Source organism: Myxococcus sp. AM010, assembly GCF_013372585.1.
Lineage (GTDB): Bacteria > Myxococcota > Myxococcia > Myxococcales > Myxococcaceae > Myxococcus > Myxococcus vastator.
The window spans coordinates 53,571-72,110 of record NZ_JABXEO010000020.1; the positions used below are offsets into that span (position 1 = coordinate 53,571).

Consider the following 18,540-nt stretch of genomic DNA (forward strand, 5'->3'; position numbering starts at 1 on the left):
ATACCACCCGAACAGCACCAGTAGCCGCTACTTGTTGCGCTTCCGGGCCGCGCCGCCGGACACCTTTGAAGGCGCCTCCGGGACGCGCTCGGGCGCGCCGAGCACCTGGGCTCGCACCTGCTCGGCCGGCAGATGCGCAGTGTCCGCCATCACACAGGACACGAAGGCCAGCTCCGCCAGGGCCCGGCGCGCGCGCTGCCGCACCGCGGGGTCCTCCGAGGACAAGACCTCGGTGGCGGACGCCACGTAGCTGCTCGCCAGTGACTCGAAGAGGTAGACCCGGTTCTCGATGGTCGTATCGGACTTCTTGCCCATAGGGCTCGGACAGTAGCCACACCCCCGGTGGCGGCGGCACCCCCCATGCCGCAAGTTGGTGTGAAACCCGGCAGAGGTCGCGTATGGGAAACATTCGCCCCACACCCCGGAGCCCGCCGTGATTGACCTGCACTCGCACACCACCGCCAGCGACGGTCAATACGCGCCCACGGAGCTGCTGGCGCGGGCGGCCGCCGCTGGGGTGACGGTGCTGGCGATTACGGACCACGACACCGTCGCGGGCCTGGCCGAGGCCGCGGTGGCGGCGCGCGCCCACGGCGTGGAGCTGGTGCCGGGCATCGAAATCTCCGCGTTCATCCATGGACGCGAGTGCCACATCCTGGGGCACTTCCTGAGGCCGGACGACGAGGACATCGCCCGCTTCGCCGACCGGCTCCGCCTGGAGCGCGAGCAGCGCATGGAAGCCCTGCTGGAGCGCATGCGGCAATTGGGCTACCCGGTGCGCATGGAGCACGTCCGGGCGGTGGCCGGCGACGCGCAGCTGGGCCGCCCCCACCTGGCCCGCGTGCTGGTGGACCGAGGCTGGGTGGTGGACGTGAAGGAGGCCTTCGACCGCTTCCTGGGAACGCGCGGCGCCGCCTGGGTGGAGCGCTTCAAGCTGGCCGGCGAGGACGCCATCCGCCTCATCCGCAACGCGGGCGGCACGGCCACCCTCGCCCACCCAGGTTCGTCGCGAATGGAGCGGCTCGAAATCCGCGCGCTCGCCCAGGTGGGCCTGGCCGGCCTCGAGGTGCTCCACGAGGACCACAACCCCAGCGTGCGCCAGAAGTACCTCGGCCTGGCCCGGGAGCTGGACCTGGTCCCCACCGCGGGCAGCGACTTCCACGGCGAGGCCATCTCCGCCGACCACCGGCTGGGCACCGCCTCCATGCCTCCCGAGCTCTTCGCCCGGCTCAAATCACGCGCCCAGGCCTGAGCCGTCACAGGCGGGTAAAAGTGAAAATTCCCGGAATTTGATAGTCTCCTGGCCTCCATGGGGTGCCCGAGCGAGACGACACTGAGCGACTTCCTCGAAGGGGCGCTCCCGGACGCGCACCGCACGCGCGTCCTGGCCCACGTGGAAGGCTGTGAGCGCTGCCAGGAGCACCTGGCCCTGGGCGCGAGTGCTTCGGAGGCCGTGCCCCCGCCCGTCGATGGGCCCCTGGTGATTCCGGGCACCCAGCTCTCACGCTACGTGGTGCAGGAGCGCATTGGCCGGGGCGCCATGGGCGAGGTGTACGCGGCCCATGACCCGGAGCTGGACCGAAGGCTCGCGCTGAAGCTGCTGCGCCCCGAGGGCCGGCACCTGGAGGAGCTGCGGCTGCGGCTGCTGCGCGAGGCCCAGGCCCTGGCCCGGCTGGCCCATCCGCACGTCGTCACCGTCCATGACGTGGGCGTCTGCGACGACTGCGTCTTCCTGGCGCTGGAGCTGGTGGAGGGCGCGTCGCTGGCGGAGTGGCTGGAGTCGCCGCGTCCCTGGCAGGACGTGGTGCGCGTGTTCGTGGACGCGGGCCGGGGACTTGCGGCCGCCCACGCCGCCGGGCTGGTCCACCGCGACTTCAAGCCGGGCAACGTGCTCGTTGGAAAGGAGGGTCGCGTGCGGGTGACGGACTTCGGCCTGGCCCGCCCGTCCCACCGGCGAGTCCTCGGCCACGCCGCGCCCGCGAGCCTGGACGCGGCGAGGGCGCCGACCTCGTGGGTGGACTCGCCGCTGACCCATTCGGGCGCGCTGCTGGGCACACCCGCGTACATGGCGCCCGAGCAGCTTCAGGGCCACGGCGTGGACGCGCGCTCGGACCAGTTCAGCTTCTGCGTGGCGCTGTACGAAGCGCTCCACGGCGTGCGCCCCTTCGAGGGCCGGACGCTGGAAGCACTGGGTCAGGCCGCGCGGGAAGGACGCATCCGCGCGCCGGAGCGCGAATCGAAAATCCCGGCCCGCGTGCGGCGCGCGGTGCTGCGGGGCCTGCGAGCCCGACCGGAGGAACGCTTCCCGACGATGGAGGCGCTGCTGGCCGAGCTGGCCCCCCGCACCGGGAGGCGCTTGGCCTGGGTCGGCGCCGCCGCCGTGGCCTGCGCGCTGGGACTCACCGTGGGCTACGTGGCGGCGCACCGGAGGCAGGCCGGCTGCGAGCGGGAGGCGGAGCGCCTCACCACCATCTGGGGGCCGGAGCGCCGCGAGCGAATCCACGCGGCCTTCCTGGCCACGGGAAAGCCCTTCGCCGCCGCCGCGTGGGAAGCCGTCGCCCGCACGCTGGACGGACACGCGGACACGTGGCGCGCGCTGCGCACCGACGCGTGCACGGCCTCGCGCGATGACGCCAACGCCTCATGGCAGACGGCCGCGTGCCTGGACACGCGGCTGTGGCATCTGGCCGCCGTCGTCGACGTGCTGGAGAAGGCGGACGCGCGAACGGTGCAGAACGCGCCGCAGCTGGTGGCGTCACTGGAGGGTGTCTCCGGCTGCCGGGACGCTCCGGAGCTGGTGAACCGGCCTCAGCCTCCGGATGCCCTGCGGCCTCGCGTGGACGCGGCGCGACGCAAGCTGGCCGAGGCGCGGGCCCACATGGACGCGGGCAACCACCCTGGCGCGTTGAAGGAGACGACGGCCTTGCTCCAGGCCATCCAGGGGCTGGAGTACCGCCCGCTGGAGGCAGAGGTCCTGACGCTGCATGGCTATGCCCATGGGCTCGCGGGCAAGCCCAAGGAGGCCGAGGAGCACCTCTACAAGGCGCTCTGGGCCGCCGAGGCGGGCCGCGACGATGAGACAGTGGCCCGCGTCTGGAACCTCCTCCTGTGGGTGGTGGGCGACCAGATGGCGCGCATGGACGAGGCGAACCGGCTGGTACACCACGCCCGCGCCGCGGTGGAGCGCCTGGGCCGTGAGCGCTTCCCGCACATCGCCACCGACCTGCACCTGCGCATGGGCGGCCTGTTCCTGGTGCAGGGCAAGCTGGACGAAGCGGACGCGGAGTTCACTCAGGGGCTGGAGCTGGCGCGGCGGACCGCGGGCCCCTCGCGGCCTCGCGTGACGTACTTCCTCACCGGCCTGGGGCGCGTCCGCTCCCGGCAGCTCCGCGCGGAGGAGGCCCTGGCGCTCTACCGGGAGGCCCAGGCCTACGCGTTCCAGGAGCGCCAGTGGAGCCCCGAGCACCCGGTGCTCGCGCTCAACCTCAACAACATCGCCACCGAGCTGCTCTCCCTGGGCCGCACGCAGGAAGCGCTCGAGACGTTCCAACGCTCGCTGACGCTGCTGGAGGCCGCGCGCTCCAAGGAGCACGCGAGCCTGGCCGCGCCACTCAACAACCTGGCGGGCCTGCTGCGCCGCGAGGGACGCCTGGAGGAAGCCCGGAGCCACTACGCGCGGGCCCTGGCCATCTTCGAGCGCAGCAAGGGGCCGGACCATCCCAGCACCGTCACCGCGCTCGGCGGACTCGGCATGGTGGCCTATGACTCCGACCGGCTCGACGAGGCGCTCACCCACAACCAGCAGGCGCTGGAGCGCATCCAACGCAGCGTGGGACAGGACTCGCCGCGCCTGGAGATGTCGCTGCGCAACCTGGGCCTCATCCACCTGCGCGCGGGCCGGCCGGCGGTGGCGCGGCGCAACCTGACGCAGGCGTTGAGCCTCCTCCAAAAGGAGAACGGCACCGACAGCGTGGTGGCGTGCGGCGTGGAGCGGGACCTGGCCCGGGTGGACCTGGAGACGGGCGCGTTCCGAGCGGCACTCACCCGCTGCCAGCGCGCCCTGGCCCTGGACGAAGCCGCGCAGGGGGACGACAGCCCGGACGCCGCGCTGGACCTCGCCTGCCTCGGCGAGGCGCACCTGGGCCTGCGCGCGCCGGAGCGGGCCGTCCCGCTGCTCGAGCGCGCACGGCGCATCCACGCGCGCGCGTGGCTGGACCGGAAGGAAGCCGCGCGGGTGTCCTTCCTCCTCGCGCGAGCCCTGTGGGAGCGGCCCGCCCCGGATGGGCGCGAGCAGGCCACGGCCCTCATTCACGAGGCGAAGACGTGGCTGGAAGCCCAGGGGCTGCGCGCGCGGCGTGAGCACGATGAGCTCGTGGCCTGGCAGGCGCGTCATTTACCCCGCGTGAGCAAGGTCACCCGATGAGCCAGGCTCCGGAGACGCTGACGCCGCTGCTGCTCGCGGGGGCTCCCGAGTCACTGCACGACACGCTGCGCTCCGCGCCCGCGCTGGAGGCCCTGCTCACGGAGCTGCTCGATACAGGCCGTGCGGCGTGGCCCACCGTGACGCTGGCGCCCGCGGCCCTGTTGCGCCACGTGGGCCGGCACCTGCGCGCGGAAGGCACGCCCCTGGACGCGCTGGAGCAGCTCCACGCCGCGGACGTCTACCTGGCGTGTGCCTGCGCCCAGGGAGAGCCCCAGGCGTTGCAGCTCTTCGAGAAACACGTCCTCCAGAAGGTCGCCGCCCGGCTGTCACGGCACCTCACTGCGATGGTGGACGAGGTGCTCCAGGTGACGCGCCAGCGGCTCCTGCTGGGCGTCCACGGCGGCGCGCCGAAAATCGCGGAGTACTCGGGACGTGGCTCGCTGGGCGGCTGGGTGCGAATCGTCGCCTCGCGCGTCGGCGGAGAGCTGCTGGAGCAGGCCGGCCGCCACGAGCAGACCTCCACGTCCCCGGAGGCCCTGGAGCAGTTGTTGTCCCGGGACGACCCCGAGCGCGACGTGCTCCGGGCCCACTCCCGGCGGGCCCTGTCCGAATCCCTCCAGGCCGCGCTGGCGACGCTGTCCGAACGGGAGCGCGCGCTCTTGCGCCTGCACCATCTCCACGGCCTCACCATGGACCGCATCGCCACGCTGTACGCGGAGCCCCGCTCCAGTGTGGCGCGTCACGTGGCACAGGCCCGTGAGCGGCTCCTGAAAGGGACTCACCGCGAGCTGGCCACCCGGCTGAAGCTGGACGGGCGCGAGGTGGAGAGCCTCCTGGGGCTGGTCCAGAGCCGCCTGGACCTCAGCCTCCACCGGCTGATGGGCTGACGCGCGTCTCGAACGCGGCGCCGATTCGGGCTGCGCGCTCAACACGGGCGATGCCATCATCCGGGCAAACCCTGGACGAAAGAGCCCTCAACGATGGCGCAGAAGAAGGCGAAGGCGAAGCGAGCGGACCGAGATTTGGAGAAGACGTACCCGCGCAAGGACTTCGTCGCGAAGCTGCGGCGGCTGGCGGACGCCATCGAGGCGGGCAAGGCCTTCAGCATCCAGGTCGCCGGCGAGCGCCTGCGCATCCCCGCCGACGCGCTCTTCAACATCGAGCACGAGCGCGAGGACAACGTGGACGAGGTGGAGTTCCAGCTGCGCTGGCAGCGGGAGTGAGCCTCAGCTCCGCGTCGTCTTGAAGCGGCTGGTGACGGCGGTGAGCCCCTCGGCCACCGCCTGCAGGTCCTGGGCGATGCGCGTGGTGCGGCCCGTCGCGTCCACGCCCTGCTTCACCAGCTCCGCGACGTTGCGGGCGCCCTGCACGGCCTGCTCGCTGGACTGGCGCTGCTGCCGGGTGGCGATGGTGATCTGCCGCGCCGCCTCGCTGGTGCCGCGCGCCAGCTCGACGATGCGCTGGAACACGGAGGAGGCCTGCTCGGCCACCTCCACGCCCCGGTCGCTGGTGGCCATGCCCACGCGGGCCTTGGCCGCCGCCTCCTCGCCGGAGTCCTGCACCTTCTCCACGATGCGGGCGATGTCACGCGCGGAGGCGGACACGTTCTCCGCCAGCTTGCGCATCTCCGCGGCCACCAGCGAGAAGCCCCGCCCCACCTCGCCCGCCTTGGTGCCCTCCAGCGCCGCGTTCAGCGCCAGCAAGTCAGAGCGCTCCGCCACCTGGTTGATGACCTGCGCGATCTTCGACACCTGCTGCAGGTCCTGGTTGAGGCCGACAATCGCGTCCGCCACGCCCTTGGACTCGGTGCGGATGTCGTTGATGCCCGCCACCACCTGCGCCACCACCGCCATGGCCTCCGCCACGGCCTCGTGGGTGCGCCGCGCGCTCGACTCCACCACCTCCGTGGAGCTGGAGATCTGCTCGGCCGTGCGGCTCAGCTCCTCGAACGTGGCGGCGATCTGCTGCGCGTAGGCCGCCTGCTGGCTGATGACGTGCTCCTGGTCCGCGGACGCCCCCAGCAGGCCGCGCGACGCGCCGGAGAGCTGCTCCGTGCGCGACACCATCTCCATCACCGAGCTGCGCAGCGTGCCCAGCATCTTGTTGAAGGACTGCGCCATGAGGCGCACCTCGCCCGTGGCCGGCACGTCCAGCTCCCCGCGGGACATGTCGCCCCGGGCCACGTCCCGCACCACCTCCGTCACCCGCGCCACCGGTTCGGCGATGGCGCGGCTGATGAATAGCGACAGGGCCAGCCCCAGCACCAGCGCGCCCGCCAGTCCGGCGAGCACCGCGCCCCGCAGGTCATCCACCGAGCTGAGCGCCTCCTGGACGCCGAAGCTCGCCACGTAGAGGCGCTCACCACTGGCGCAGCGGACCGACACCTCGTCGCGGTGGGTGGACGTGGTGCAGCCCTCCAGCCCCTCCACGCCGAGCGAGCGGATGGCCGCGGGAATGGGGCCGCGCGCATGGAGCACGGCGCCGTCCGCCGACACCAGCCCCTGGTAGCGCAACGTGAAGCCGCTGCGCTCGTTCAGCGCCTCCGGGGCCTCCAGCATCGACAACACGTCCCGCACCCGGGCCATGGACTCCGGCGTGCCGTCCGCGGCCAGCAGCGCGGGGTGCTGCGACATCAGCCGCGCCACCACCCGCACCCGCTTCTGGAGCAACTCCAGGGTGACTTCCCGCTGGTGCATGGGGAAGTACACGACGCAGAAGCTCACCACCGCCAGGCAGGGCACGAGCACCGCGATGGCCACCTGCGTCCGCAAGCCGAGCCGGCCCCACATGCTTGCCATCTCCCCGGTGAGAAAGTTCCACGCCGGATGGATGCCGGCGGTTCTCGGACGGTAGGCGTCCCTTCGCGGAGCGTCAAACCGGCCGATGGGGCGGAGACCTGGCGGGCCGCTGATCCACGCCGGGCGCGCCCTGGGGCATCATGAACGCCGCTTTTCGCCGTCATCTCAAGGGGTTGGCGCGCCGCTCCCTGGACTTTCCCTTTGACATGGCGAGCGCGGTGTCATTAGGTTCCGCGCGCGATGACTCCGACTCCCCTCACGCCATACCTGCCGCTGGCCGTCGTCCTGCTGCTGGCGGGTGGCATGGCGATGCTCATTCCCCAGATCACCACGCGGCTGGGTCCTCGCCGCCCAAGCGCCATCAAGGCGACCAGCTTCGAGGCCGGCTCCGAGTCGAGCGGCCCGGCGCGGCAGCGCTTCGCGGTGAAGTTCTACGTCGTGGCCCTGCTCTTCATCGTGTTCGACGTGGAGGCGGTGTTCCTGTACCCCTGGGCGGTGAACTTCCAGGCGCTCGCGTGGTTCGGGTACGTGGAGATGCTGGTTTTCGCGGCGACGCTGGTGGTCGGCCTTATCTACATCTGGAAGAAGGGCGCCCTGGACTGGGAGAGCTGAGACATCATGGCTGACGCAGACCTCGCAAACATCGTTACCACGCGCCGTGACGACTCCATGGGCTGGCTCCAGTCCATCGTCTCCAAGGGCCTGGGTTGGGCGCGCAAGTACTCGCTCTTCACCTATCCGTACGCCACGGCCTGCTGCGGCATGGAGTACATGTCCGTGGCCGCCAGCCGGCACGACATCTCCCGCTTTGGCGCGGAGTTCCCTCGCTTCTCGCCGCGCCAGGCGGACCTGCTGATGGTGGTGGGCACCATCAACCTGAAGCAGGCCCCCATCCTCAAGCGCGTCTACGAGCAGATGGCCGAGCCCAAGTGGGTCGTGGCCTTCGGCGTGTGCGCGTCCTCGGGCGGCTTCTACGACAACTACGCGGTGCTGCAGGGCATCGACCGCATCATCCCGGTGGACGTGTACATCCCTGGCTGCCCGCCGCGCCCGGAGCAGGTGCTCGACGGCCTGATGCTGCTGCAGGACAAGATTGGCAACCAGGTCCACCGCATCGCGGACCGCGAGGAGGCCAACCCCACGGCCGCGCGGCACAACCTGCTGCTGTCCATGAACAAGTAACGCGCCCCACGCGCGGTACCGCCAGGGCCCCGCCCGCTTCCCGCCTCAGTTGGTGGAAGCGCCGGGGCCCTGGTATTTCTGGCCGGCCTCACCCGCCACGCGGTTGTGGATGCGCGGCCCCAGGGCGTTGGCCGGCCACCTTTCGCCAGCCGCCCGCCGCCGTGCGGCCCTGGACGCTGTCGAACCAAGCCTCCAGCGCGTGGGCGTCCGGCCCTTCACAGTCGCCCTGGCAGGCGCGCAGCACCGTGCCGTTGGCCTGGGGCCGGTCCACCCACCAGCGCTGGCCGTCGAAGGCGCCCACGTCCTTCTCCTGGAGGATGCGGGCGTGGGCCGCGGGCCCCATCTCCACCACGCCATCCGGACGGATGCGGTACGCGTCGAAGGAGCGCGGCGCCCCCGGCCAGTGCCCCGGGTCGAACACCTCCGGCAGCACGTGGGTGAAGCCCGTCTCCGCGTACAGCGCCAGCGGCGCCAGGTCCTCACCGCGCAGCAGCGGCGCCAGCGACACGCCGTCCACGTCCGAAAGGCGCGGCAGCCCGGACAGCTCCAGCAGGGTGGGCCCCACGTCCACCAGCCGCACCAGCGAGTCCACCAGGGCCGGCGCCGCGCCTCGTCCCTTGGGCGGCTTCACCGCCAGGAGGATGCGGTTCTCCTCCTCCGACAGCCGCGCGCCATGCACCGGCGTGGCGCCCGCGAGGTCGTCGCGGTCCGCGTGGAAGCTCTCGCCATGGTCCGACATCAGGAGGATGAGCGCGTCGTCGTAGCGCCCCGAGCGGCGCAGCGCGTCCAGCAGCGTCCCCACCTGCGCGTCCGCCTGGGCAATCAGCTCGTCATAGAGCGCCTCCGCGCCCGCGCGGTTCCAGCCGCCCTTCGCGCCCGGGGATACCGGCGCGAAGTGCATGCGCAGCCGGCGCTCCAGCGGCTCCGAGGCCGGCACGAAGCGGCGGTAGAAGGGATGCACCGGGTCGCCCGGGAAGTGCGCCGCCGTCGCGTGGAAGGCGAACAGCGTGGGGCCCTGGCTCGCCTCGTCCACCAGCCGCGCGGCCAGCCGCTCCGCGTAGCCCATGGGGTCATGGATGCCGGCCAGCGCGCGGTTGTCGATGAACTCGGGCAGCCAGGCGGCGCCTGGCGCGTGGTCCGCGAACATGCCCAGCGCGCGGTAGCGCAGCTTCTCCAGGAGGAAGTTCACCGCCCCGCGCGGCGGCTGCAGGCGCGTCTCGAAGCCGGACGCGGGCCCCTCCGCGTGGAAGCGCGAGCAGTCGGTGGCGAACACCGTGCGCCACCCCGCCTGGGCGAAGGACTCCGCGAAGGTGCGCTGGAGCTGCATCCGCGAGTCGGACGTCAGCGAGTAGCGCACGCCCGTCTCGTGCGGCCACCGCGCGGTGAGCAGCGAACGCCACGCGGGCTCCGTCTGGGCAATGGGCGTGTACGCGCGGGTGAAGAGCGTGCCGTCCTCCAGCAGGCGCTCCACGTGGGGCGCCACCTCGCCCGAGCCGCCCTGAGACTTCAATCGGTCCGGCCGGAACGCGTCGATGCCGATGACGACCACCAGCGGATGCCCGGGCGCGCCGCGTCCAGCCATCCCCTTCCCCACCACCAGCAGCCCCGCCACGCCCGCCAGCGCCGCGCCGCCCCACAGCGCGCGCCGCCATTGCCCAGCGCGCCCCACCCACACCGCGGCGTGCGCCACCAGCCAGGCGGCCAGCACCGCGCGCGGATGCCAGGGCTCGCCGTGTTCCACCAGCCAGGCCAGCAGCGGCCGGAACGCGGGCAGGTCATCGAAGAGGGCCGGACGCGCGATGGCCCGGTCCCATGCCAGCAGCACGAACAGCAGCAGCCCCTGCCCCAGCGTCGCCCACGCCCCGCCTCGGCCCCAGGCACGCGCCAGCAGCGCCCCCGCGCCGGTCAGCACCATGCCGGCCACGGCGTAGACGGCCGCCACTCGCAACAGCAGGCCTGGGATGACGGGCCGCACGGCCGCCATCAACGCGGCGTAGGGGCCCTCCACCGGGATGTCCATGCCCACGACACCCGAGCGCAGCAGCAGCCACGACTCGGCGGCGAACAGCAACACGCCCAGCACGGCCCCCACCAGAAGGCGCGGCCACCAGGACTGGAGAATGCCGGAAGGGGGGGATTCGGGCATGACCTCCTCTTCTATACCCGATTGAAACAGGCGTGTGCCGACCGGACGACCGCCCCCCGCCAAGGTGCGCTCCGCGCGAGGCCATTGCAGAATGGCGGGCCTTGACTCCGCCTCGAATGGCAGCCAGCGAGGGCCCTGCGTCACCGCACGGCGCCCATCCCGATGAGGGCCAGGACCTGGTGAGCCGGGCGCTGGATGCCGAACGTCATCACAACGCACGGCAGATGGCGCGGCTGCGACTGCTGGCCGTCACCCTGCTGCTGGGCGTCGCGCTGTATCAAGGCGTCGCACGGGGCATGGCGGACTGGGAGGTCTACCTCGTCCCCCTGGGCATCTACTGGCTGTGCACCGTGGCTGGACGGGTGGCGGTGTCACGCTGGCCGCGAAGCGCCTCGTGGGCCGGACTGACGCTGGCCTTCGTGGACGCGCCCGCCATCTACTGGATGCAGCACCTGGCCATTCCCGTGTCCCCCTCCCCAGGCGGCGTGGCCGGCTTCACGCTGGGCATCTACACCGTGCTGGTGCTGCTGGCGGCCCTGTCGCTGCGCCGCTCCGTCACCGCGGTGGTCATGGCCGTCGCCAGCGTCGGCGTGGTCCGGCTGCAGGCCGAGGCGGACATCGGCGTGGGCGCCCAGGTGGCCGCGGTCGTCCTCCTGGGCATCATGGCGGCCGGCGCCCACCACCTGCTGGGCCGCATCCGCTCCCTCACCGCCGCCGTCTCCCAGGAGGCGCTGAAGCGCGCCCGCCTGGGCCGGTACTTCTCGCCCTCAGTAGCAGAGCGACTGCAACGACAAACCTCGCTGGCCCCGGAGCTCCGGGAAGTCACGGTGCTGTTCGCCGACCTCCGGGACTTCACCGCGCTGAGCGAGCGCATGCCACCGGGCCAGGTGGTGGAGCTCCTCAACGAGTACTACGGCCGCATGGTGGAGGTGGTGTTCCGCCACGGGGGGACGCTCGACAAGTTCATCGGGGACGCGCTCATGGTGTACTTCGGCGCGCCGCTGGACGACGCGGAGCACCCCCTCCACGCGGTGCGCTGCGCGCTGGACATGGTGGTGGAGCTGGAAGGCGTCAACGCCGCCCGGGCCGCCCGGGGCGCCCCCGTGCTGCGCATGGGGGTGGGCGTCCACACCGGCCCCGTCATTCTGGGGAACATCGGCTCCACCACCCGCCGCCTGGAGTACACCGCCATCGGGGACACGGTGAACGTGGCGTCCCGCATCGAGCAGCTCACCAAGGTGGCCGGCGTCACCGTCCTCGCCTCCCAGGCCACCCGGGAGCGCTGCGCGGAGGCCTTCGCCTGGGCGCCGGTGAGCCCCACCCTGGTGCCCGGCAAGCGACTGCCCGTGGCCACCTTCGCACCGAGTGTAGGACAACCCAGGGCCGGGCTCGCGGCCGGCTGATCCACCCCCTGTCCGGGCCCATGCCCACGCACCCCCCCGGTTTCGCGCAACGCCCGCTTCTGGGCCTCCTAAGTGGGCTACATGGTTGAGGGTTTACGTTGACGCACCCGCCGAGGGCTCCTTATAAAGCCGCGGATTCTTCTCCCTTAGTCATTGGGGCCCCCTTGAGCACTTTCGCGTTGGACAGGGTCTCCGCCCAGCTCCCAGAGGCGGTGGCGGATCGCTACGTGGACCGGACCGGAGGCGCCTGGGCCGTCATCCATGCAGACTCGCTCCCGAAGGTCGCCGCGTTCCTGAAGAACGACCCGGAGCTGGAGTTCAAGCTGTTCGGCTCCATCGACGCCGTGGATCGGCTGCACCTGGCGGAGAACGACCCTCGCTTCGAGGTCGTCTACTTCCTCTACTCCCTCAAGCGGCACGAGCACGTGCGGCTCAAGGTGCGGGTGAGCGAAGCCAACCCGGTGGTCCCCACCCTGGTACCGCTCTTCCGCGGCGCCAACTGGTGGGAGCGGCTGACCTTCGACTTCTACGGCATCCGCTTCGACGGGCATCCGGACCTGCGCCGCATCCTCCTCTACGACGAGTTCGAGGGGCACCCCCTGCGCAAGGACTACGCGCTGCGCGACCGGCAGCCGCTCATCCCCGAGCGCCCCATCAAGGACATCTTCCGCGGCCCCGGCACCAGCGGGCTCTCCTGAGCGAGGACATCCATGGCTGACACCCTCAAGCCCGAAGCGCCGAACCCCGACACCGACGCGTACGCCCACGAGTCGGAGCTGGAAGCCCATCTGCAGACCAAGCGGATGGTCATCAACATGGGCCCCTCCCACCCGGCCACGCACGGCACCGTGCGGCTGAAGGTGGAGCTCGAGGGTGAGACGATCGTCAAGATCGACCCTGAGATCGGCTTCCTGCACCGCGGCTTCCAGAAGAGCTGCGAGAACGTCACGTGGACGCAGTGCCTGCCCTACACGGACCGGCTCAACTACCTGTCCGCGATGATGAACAACTTCGGGTTCCTCAACGCCGTGGAGAAGCTCATCGGCCTGGAGATTCCCGAGCGCGCCCAGTACATCCGCGTCATCGGCTCCGAGCTGCACCGGCTGACGGACCACCTGACGTGCGTGGGCGCCACCGGCCTGGAGATGGGCGGCTTCGCGCCGTTCCTCCTCGCCATGGAGTTCCGCGAGCTGCTCCATGACCGCACCGCCGAGCTGACGGGCGCGCGCCTCACCACCAGCTTCGGCCGCGTGGGCGGCAGCAACCGCGACCTCCCCGAGGGCTGGATTGCCCGCGTCCACAAGACGCTGGACCAGGGCCAGGCGCTGCTCGACGAGATGGAAGGCCTGCTGACGAACAACCGCATCTTCGTGGACCGCACGAAGGGCACGGGGGTCATCAGCGCCGAGGACGCCATCGAGTACGGCTACACCGGCCCCGCCCTGCGCGCGTGCGGCGTGGACTACGACATCCGCAAGACGAAGCCGTACTGGGTCTACGACCGGCTCGACTTCGACATCCCGCTGGGCGAGCACGGCGACAACTACGACCGCTACCTCGTCCGGCTCGAGGAGATGCGCCAGTCCATCCGCATCCTACGCCAAGCAATGGACACCATCCCCGCGGGCCCCATCATCGTAGATGACTGGCGCATCGCGCTGCCGCCCAAGCCCGAGGTCTACGGCACCATCGAAGGCGTGATGTCGCACTTCAAGCTGGTGATGGAGGGCATCCAGGTGCCCCCCGGTGAAGTCTACGACGCCACCGAGGCCTCCAACGGCGAGCTGGGCTGGTACCTGGTGAGCGACGGCCGCGGCCGTCCGTACAAGGTCCACGTGCGCGCGCCGGGCTTCCCCGTGCTCGCGGCCGTCCCCCACATCATCGAAGGCAAGATGCTGGCGGACCTCATCCCCACGTTTGACACCATCAACATGATCGGCGGCGAGGTCGAGCAGTGAGCGACAACGACACGAAGAAGCCCACCGGTGATGCGCAGCCGCCTCCGAAGGGGGCGCCCACGGACACGCCCGCGGCCAAGATTGGCCCGGAGCCGTCCAACCCGCCCGCCGGCGCGAAGCTGGACACCCCGCCCGCCGCCGCCAGCGGCCCCACGGGGACGCCTCCGCCCAAGCCGCCCTCCGGCCCGCCGCCCAAGCCGGCGCCGAAGAACCCGGGGTTCATCACCGCCACCATCGACGGCAAGGAAGTCGTGGTGAAGCCGGGGACGAACATGATCGAGGCGGCCAAGGCGGTCGGTTCGGACATCCCCTACTACTGCTACCACCCGCGCCTCTCCATCGCGGCCAACTGCCGCATCTGCCTCATTGAAGCGTCCAACGCGCCCAAGCTGGTGCCCGCGTGCCAGACGCCCATGGCCGAAGGCCAGGCCGTCAAGACGACCACGCCGAAGGTGAAGGAGCAGCAGCGCGCGGTGATGGAGTTCCTGCTGCTCAACCACCCGGTCGACTGTTCCATCTGCGACCAGGCCGGTGAGTGCAAGCTGCAGGACTACTACATGAAGTACGACTACCGGCCCTCGCGCCTGGAGGGCACCAAGGCCCTCAAGAACAAGCGCAAGGTGCTGGGGCCCCGCGTCGTGCTGGACCAGGAGCGCTGCATCATGTGCACCCGCTGCGTGCGCGTGATGAATGAAGTGGCCAAGGAGCCGCAGCTGGGCGTGTTCGGCCGCGGCAGCCACGAGCGCATCGACGTGTTCCCGGGCAGCGAGCTGGACAGCAACTACTCGCTCAACACCGTGGACGTGTGCCCGGTGGGCGCGCTGCTCAGCCGTGATTTCCGCTTCAAGGCGCGCGCGTGGTTCCTGTCCGCCACCCCGTCGGTGTGCACCGGCTGCTCGCGCGGCTGCACCACCTACGTGGACTGGATGTCGCAGGACTCGTACCGCTACCGCCCGCGGGAGAACGAGGCCATCAACAAGAGCTGGATGTGCGACGAGGGCCGGCTCACCTACAAGTACCTGAACCTGGGCCGCGTGCTGCAGGCGCAGGTGGGCCGCCGCGCCGGCCGCGCCGGTGAGGCGGTGCCCGTCACCACGCGCAAGGAAGCGGTCCAGGCCGCGGCCAAGGCGCTGCGCTCGGTGCAGGGCGGCAAGCAGCTGGCGGTGCTGGCCTCGCCCCTGGCCTCCAACGAGGACCTGCTGGCCGGGCTGAGCTTCGCCAAGGGCACGCTGGGCGTGTCCACCGTGTACGTGGGCGGCCGTGCTTCGGGCCCCGCCGACCACTTCCTGATGACGGCGGACAAGAACCCCAACCGCAAGGGCCTGGAGCTCATCGCGAAGGGGCTGGGCCTCAAGCTGGAGACCTTCGACGCGCTCACCACCGCGCTGAAGGCGGGCACGGTGAAGGCGCTCTACGCCATCGGCACCGAGGTGCCGGGCGACGTGGACGCCTTCGCGGAGGCCGCCGGCCAGCTGGACGTGTTCGTGGCGCAGGCCTTCACCGAGTCCGCCATCACCGCGCAGGCCACGGTGCTGCTGCCGGCCTCCGTCCCCGTGGAGGACGAGGGCTCGTTCGTCCAGCAGGACGGCATCATCCAGCGCTTCCGCAAGGCGTACCCGCCCAAGGGCGACGTCGTCCCGGGCTGGGAGTGGGTCCGGGAGCTGACGCGTGAGCTGGGTGGCGAGTCCACCTGGAAGCGCGCCGTCGACGTGTGGCGCGAGCTGGCTGGCAAGGTGGCCGAGTTCGCGGAGTTCAACTGGGAGAAGGCGTCTCCGGTGGACCGGGAGAAGCCGGGCATCAATCCGCTGCCGGCAGGTGCCGACGGTCGCCCCGCGGGGTACCGTGAGTTCGGCACGCCTCGGGTGAGGGGTATCTAGTCATGAGCCGCGTACTGACGATTCTCGTCGCCATGTTCACCATCGTCTTCCTGATGGCGGGTGGCATGGCGTCGGCCTACCTGGTGGGTGGCCTGGTGGAGGAGCACTGGTTCACTGGCGCGAGCCGGCTGACCAACGTGCTCTTCCTCGTCCTCATCTTCGTGATGGTCATCGCCACGCTGCTGACCATGGCGGAGCGCAAGTGGAGCGCGTTCATCCAGGACCGCATGGGCCCCAACCGCGCGCGCATCGCCCTGCCCGGCCTGAAGAACCGCTCGCTGGGCGGCCTCCCGCACATCCTCACGGACGTGCTGAAGATGCTGACCAAGGAGGACCTGATTCCGGCCACCGCGAACCGGTTCATGTTCAACCTGGGCCCCATCCTGGCCTTCGCGCCCACCTTCGCCCTGTTCGCCGTGGTGCCCGCCGGTCCGTCGGTGCAGGTGTTCGGCCGCAACGTGGACATGGTGGTGGCCACGCCGGACTTCGGCGTCCTGTACGTGCTCGCCATCGCCTCGCTGGCCGTCTACGGCACCGCGCTGGCCGGCTGGGCCTCCAACAACAAGTTCGCGCTGCTGGGCGGCGTGCGCGCCACCTCGCAGATGATCTCCTACGAGGTCGCGCTCGGCCTGTCGCTGGTGGGCCTCTTCCTGACGTTCTCCTCGGTCCAGTTCCCCGCCATCATCGGTGACATCGGCAGCGCGCTCACCGGCGGCACGGGCCAGGCCCAGTACCTGTGGCGCACCGACGGCGCCTTCGACCTGGGGCTGCCCGCGTGGGGCATCTTCATCCAGCCGCTGGGCTTCCTGCTCTTCTTCGCCGCGTCCTTCGCGGAGACCAAGCGCGCCCCGTTCGACCTGCCGGAAGGCGAGTCCGAAATCATCGGCTACTTCGTCGAGTACTCCGGCATGAAGTTCGGCCTCTTCATGATCTCCGAGTTCGTGGAGGTCGTGGTGCTGGCCGGCGTGACGACGGCGCTCTTCTTCGGCGGCTACCACCTGCCCTTCGGCAACGAGTGGCTGGCCAACCTGCCCGTCATGCAGGAGCACGGCTGGCTGCTGGGCACCATCCTGGGCACGGTGTTCTGGCTGAAGGTGCTGTTCCTCATCTGGGTGCAGCTGCTCATCCGCTGGACGTTCCCCCGCTTCCGCTACGACCAGATTCAGTCGCTGGGCTGGAAGATCCTCCTCCCCATCGGCCTGGTGAACGTGTTCGTGACCGGCGCGCTGGTCCTCTGGGATCCGTCCCTGCGGGCGCTGGCCATCCTCGGCCTGGCGGAGATTGGCCTCCTGGTGGTGTTGACGACGACGACGAAGGTCCCCGAGGGCGGCAGCGCCCATGGCCACGACCACGGACACGGCGGGCATGGTGCCCATGACGTGCCGGCGCACGCCCACGGCGCGGCCCCGGCGTCCACCCACTAGGCCGCACCTTTCGGCCCCAGCATCCGGGAATCGAGAACCATCATGGCCTACAAGGTAAGCAAGGACCCTCGCACGGACATCCGCGAGCGGACCTACGTGCCCAACCTGCTCCGCGGCCTGGGCATCACCGCGAAGCACTTCTTCCGCAACCTCTTCGGGACGCGCGACACCAACACCCAGGTGGTGGACCGCACAGGCGCCAGCCTGATGACGACGGTGGCGTACCCCGAGGAGAAGCCCATCTACCCCGAGGGCTACCGCGGCCTGCACCGGCTGGTTCCGCGCGAGGACGGCAAGCCGCGCTGCGTGGCCTGCTACATGTGCGCCACCATCTGCCCGGCGCAGTGCATCTACATCGAGGCGGGTGAGTACGAGGACGAAGCCTCGGACTCCGAGGACCGCGTCATCGAGAAGTACCCCACCCAGTTCGTCATCGACGAGCTGCGGTGCATCGTGTGCGGCCTCTGCGTGGATGCGTGCCCCAAGGACGCCATCCGCATGGACACCTACACGCACACCCCGCCCGAGTACACGCGGCAGAACTTCGTCTACGACATCCCGAAGCTGCTCAAGGGCGCGCCGGTGTCGCACCCGTCGGACCCGTGGAACAAGCGCGAGGGCTCCGAGGAGCCGCACCACGTCCACAAGGAAGCGCACACGCGCATCGGCGAGGGCCTGGTGGAGCTGAAGCTGCCGCACACGGAGCACGACGGCCACGGCAAGGCGCTGCCCGCGGGGGCCCATGCGGGCCACCAGACGGTCGTCACGCAGCAGGGCCCCATCCAGGTGACGAAGTTCATCAAGTGAATCCAGGTTCCCAGTGAGGCCGTACCGGCCTCACCAGGACTCCCGGCCCGCCCTCCCGCGTTGAAGCGGTAGGCGGGCCGGCGCTTTTTCAGGGGGCTGGTGGTGAAGCTGAACCTCTTCAATACGCTTGATGGCGGCCTCATGGAGACGCCGCCGTGAAGCGCTACCGCGTGTCGGTGTGCAAGGGCTCCAGCTGCAAGGCGGGCGGCGCGGACGCCGTCCACGCCGAGGCCCGGGACACCCTCTCCGCCCAGGGGCTCGCGCCGCGCTGCGAGCTGTACCGCGGCGGCTGCTACGGCTTCTGCCACATGGGGCCGAACGTCGTCGTCCGCGAGGACACCGGCCGCAAGAGAGACCCGCTCTCCCCCGAGGACTACCAGCTCATGGGCTGGCCGGGCGAGGTGTACTACTCGGCGATGACGGCGGAGAAGATGCGCCGCGTGGTGGCGGAGCACATCGCGAAGGACGCGCCCGTGAAGGAGCTCTTCGGCCAGCCGGACTCGGACGGCGGCGAGCCGTGAC

The 18,540-nt window shown here is 70.8% G+C and carries 16 protein-coding genes; 13 read left to right on the forward strand and 3 right to left on the reverse strand.

What is annotated here, in order from left to right; translation table 11 throughout:
- Positions 1–27: 27 nt before the first annotated feature.
- Positions 28–315 (reverse strand): hypothetical protein, encoded by a 288-nt coding sequence (locus tag HV826_RS12805; RefSeq protein WP_020478791.1) that lies wholly within the window; start codon positions 313–315, stop codon positions 28–30.
- Between the two features lie 118 nt (positions 316–433).
- Between HV826_RS12805 and HV826_RS12810 the strand changes: the two genes are divergently transcribed.
- The 4 genes from HV826_RS12810 to HV826_RS12825 all read left to right on the forward strand — a co-directional run bounded on the left by HV826_RS12810 (position 434) and on the right by HV826_RS12825 (position 5,646).
- Entirely contained in the window at positions 434–1,252 is an 819-nt protein-coding gene (locus tag HV826_RS12810) for a PHP domain-containing protein (protein WP_176417298.1), read from the forward strand.
- Between the two features lie 57 nt (positions 1,253–1,309).
- Complete coding sequence (locus tag HV826_RS12815) at positions 1,310–4,423, forward strand: tetratricopeptide repeat protein (RefSeq protein WP_176417299.1); 3,114 nt, start codon at positions 1,310–1,312, stop codon at positions 4,421–4,423.
- Complete coding sequence (locus tag HV826_RS12820) at positions 4,420–5,310, forward strand: sigma-70 family RNA polymerase sigma factor (protein WP_176417300.1); 891 nt, start codon at positions 4,420–4,422, stop codon at positions 5,308–5,310. The genes HV826_RS12815 and HV826_RS12820 overlap by 4 nt, the downstream gene beginning before the upstream one ends.
- Positions 5,311–5,403: 93 nt before the next feature.
- Entirely contained in the window at positions 5,404–5,646 is a 243-nt protein-coding gene (locus HV826_RS12825) for an amphi-Trp domain-containing protein (RefSeq protein ID WP_176417301.1), read from the forward strand.
- A gap of 3 nt (positions 5,647–5,649) precedes the next feature.
- Here the strand turns inward: HV826_RS12825 and HV826_RS12830 are convergent, their stop codons facing one another.
- Positions 5,650–7,221 (reverse strand): methyl-accepting chemotaxis protein, encoded by a 1,572-nt coding sequence (locus HV826_RS12830; protein WP_407938397.1) that lies wholly within the window; start codon positions 7,219–7,221, stop codon positions 5,650–5,652.
- Positions 7,222–7,461: 240 nt separating this feature from the next.
- Here HV826_RS12830 and HV826_RS12835 point away from each other — a divergent pair, with 240 nt between their 5' ends.
- Together HV826_RS12835 and HV826_RS12840 are read left to right on the forward strand one after the other, a co-directional pair.
- On the forward strand, positions 7,462–7,833 hold the full coding sequence (locus HV826_RS12835) for an NADH-quinone oxidoreductase subunit A (protein ID WP_176417303.1): 372 nt from the start codon (positions 7,462–7,464) through the stop codon (positions 7,831–7,833).
- Between the two features lie 6 nt (positions 7,834–7,839).
- Positions 7,840–8,403, forward strand: coding sequence for an NADH-quinone oxidoreductase subunit B (locus HV826_RS12840; protein WP_140790248.1), 564 nt, complete (start codon positions 7,840–7,842; stop codon positions 8,401–8,403).
- An 88-nt stretch (positions 8,404–8,491) separates the two neighbouring features.
- On the opposite strand, the gene HV826_RS12845 is transcribed toward HV826_RS12840, so the two are convergent.
- Positions 8,492–10,549, reverse strand: coding sequence for a sulfatase-like hydrolase/transferase (locus HV826_RS12845; RefSeq protein ID WP_176417304.1), 2,058 nt, complete (start codon positions 10,547–10,549; stop codon positions 8,492–8,494).
- Positions 10,550–10,665: 116 nt separating this feature from the next.
- On the opposite strand from HV826_RS12845, the gene HV826_RS12850 reads away from it, so the two are divergent.
- The 7 genes from HV826_RS12850 to HV826_RS12880 all read left to right on the forward strand — a co-directional run bounded on the left by HV826_RS12850 (position 10,666) and on the right by HV826_RS12880 (position 18,539).
- Positions 10,666–11,952 carry an adenylate/guanylate cyclase domain-containing protein gene (locus tag HV826_RS12850; protein ID WP_176417305.1) on the forward strand — a complete coding sequence of 429 codons (1,287 nt, stop codon included), beginning with the start codon at positions 10,666–10,668 and terminating at the stop codon, positions 11,950–11,952.
- A gap of 179 nt (positions 11,953–12,131) precedes the next feature.
- A complete protein-coding gene (locus HV826_RS12855) occupies positions 12,132–12,650 on the forward strand; it encodes an NADH-quinone oxidoreductase subunit C (protein WP_020478794.1) in 519 nt (172 codons plus the stop codon).
- A gap of 12 nt (positions 12,651–12,662) precedes the next feature.
- Positions 12,663–13,910: an NADH dehydrogenase (quinone) subunit D gene (nuoD, locus tag HV826_RS12860; RefSeq protein WP_176417306.1), complete on the forward strand. Its 1,248-nt coding sequence runs from the start codon at positions 12,663–12,665 to the stop codon at positions 13,908–13,910.
- A complete protein-coding gene (locus tag HV826_RS12865; protein ID WP_176417307.1) occupies positions 13,907–15,787 on the forward strand; it encodes a 2Fe-2S iron-sulfur cluster-binding protein in 1,881 nt (626 codons plus the stop codon). Before nuoD ends, HV826_RS12865 begins: the two co-directional genes overlap by 4 nt.
- A 2-nt stretch (positions 15,788–15,789) precedes the next feature.
- Positions 15,790–17,211, forward strand: coding sequence for a complex I subunit 1 family protein (locus tag HV826_RS12870; RefSeq protein ID WP_176417308.1), 1,422 nt, complete (start codon positions 15,790–15,792; stop codon positions 17,209–17,211).
- Positions 17,212–17,253: 42 nt separating this feature from the next.
- Complete coding sequence (locus tag HV826_RS12875) at positions 17,254–18,018, forward strand: NADH-quinone oxidoreductase subunit I (protein ID WP_176417309.1); 765 nt, start codon at positions 17,254–17,256, stop codon at positions 18,016–18,018.
- Positions 18,019–18,173: 155 nt separating this feature from the next.
- Positions 18,174–18,539, forward strand: coding sequence for a (2Fe-2S) ferredoxin domain-containing protein (locus HV826_RS12880; protein ID WP_176417310.1), 366 nt, complete (start codon positions 18,174–18,176; stop codon positions 18,537–18,539).
- Position 18,540 lies beyond the last annotated feature (1 nt).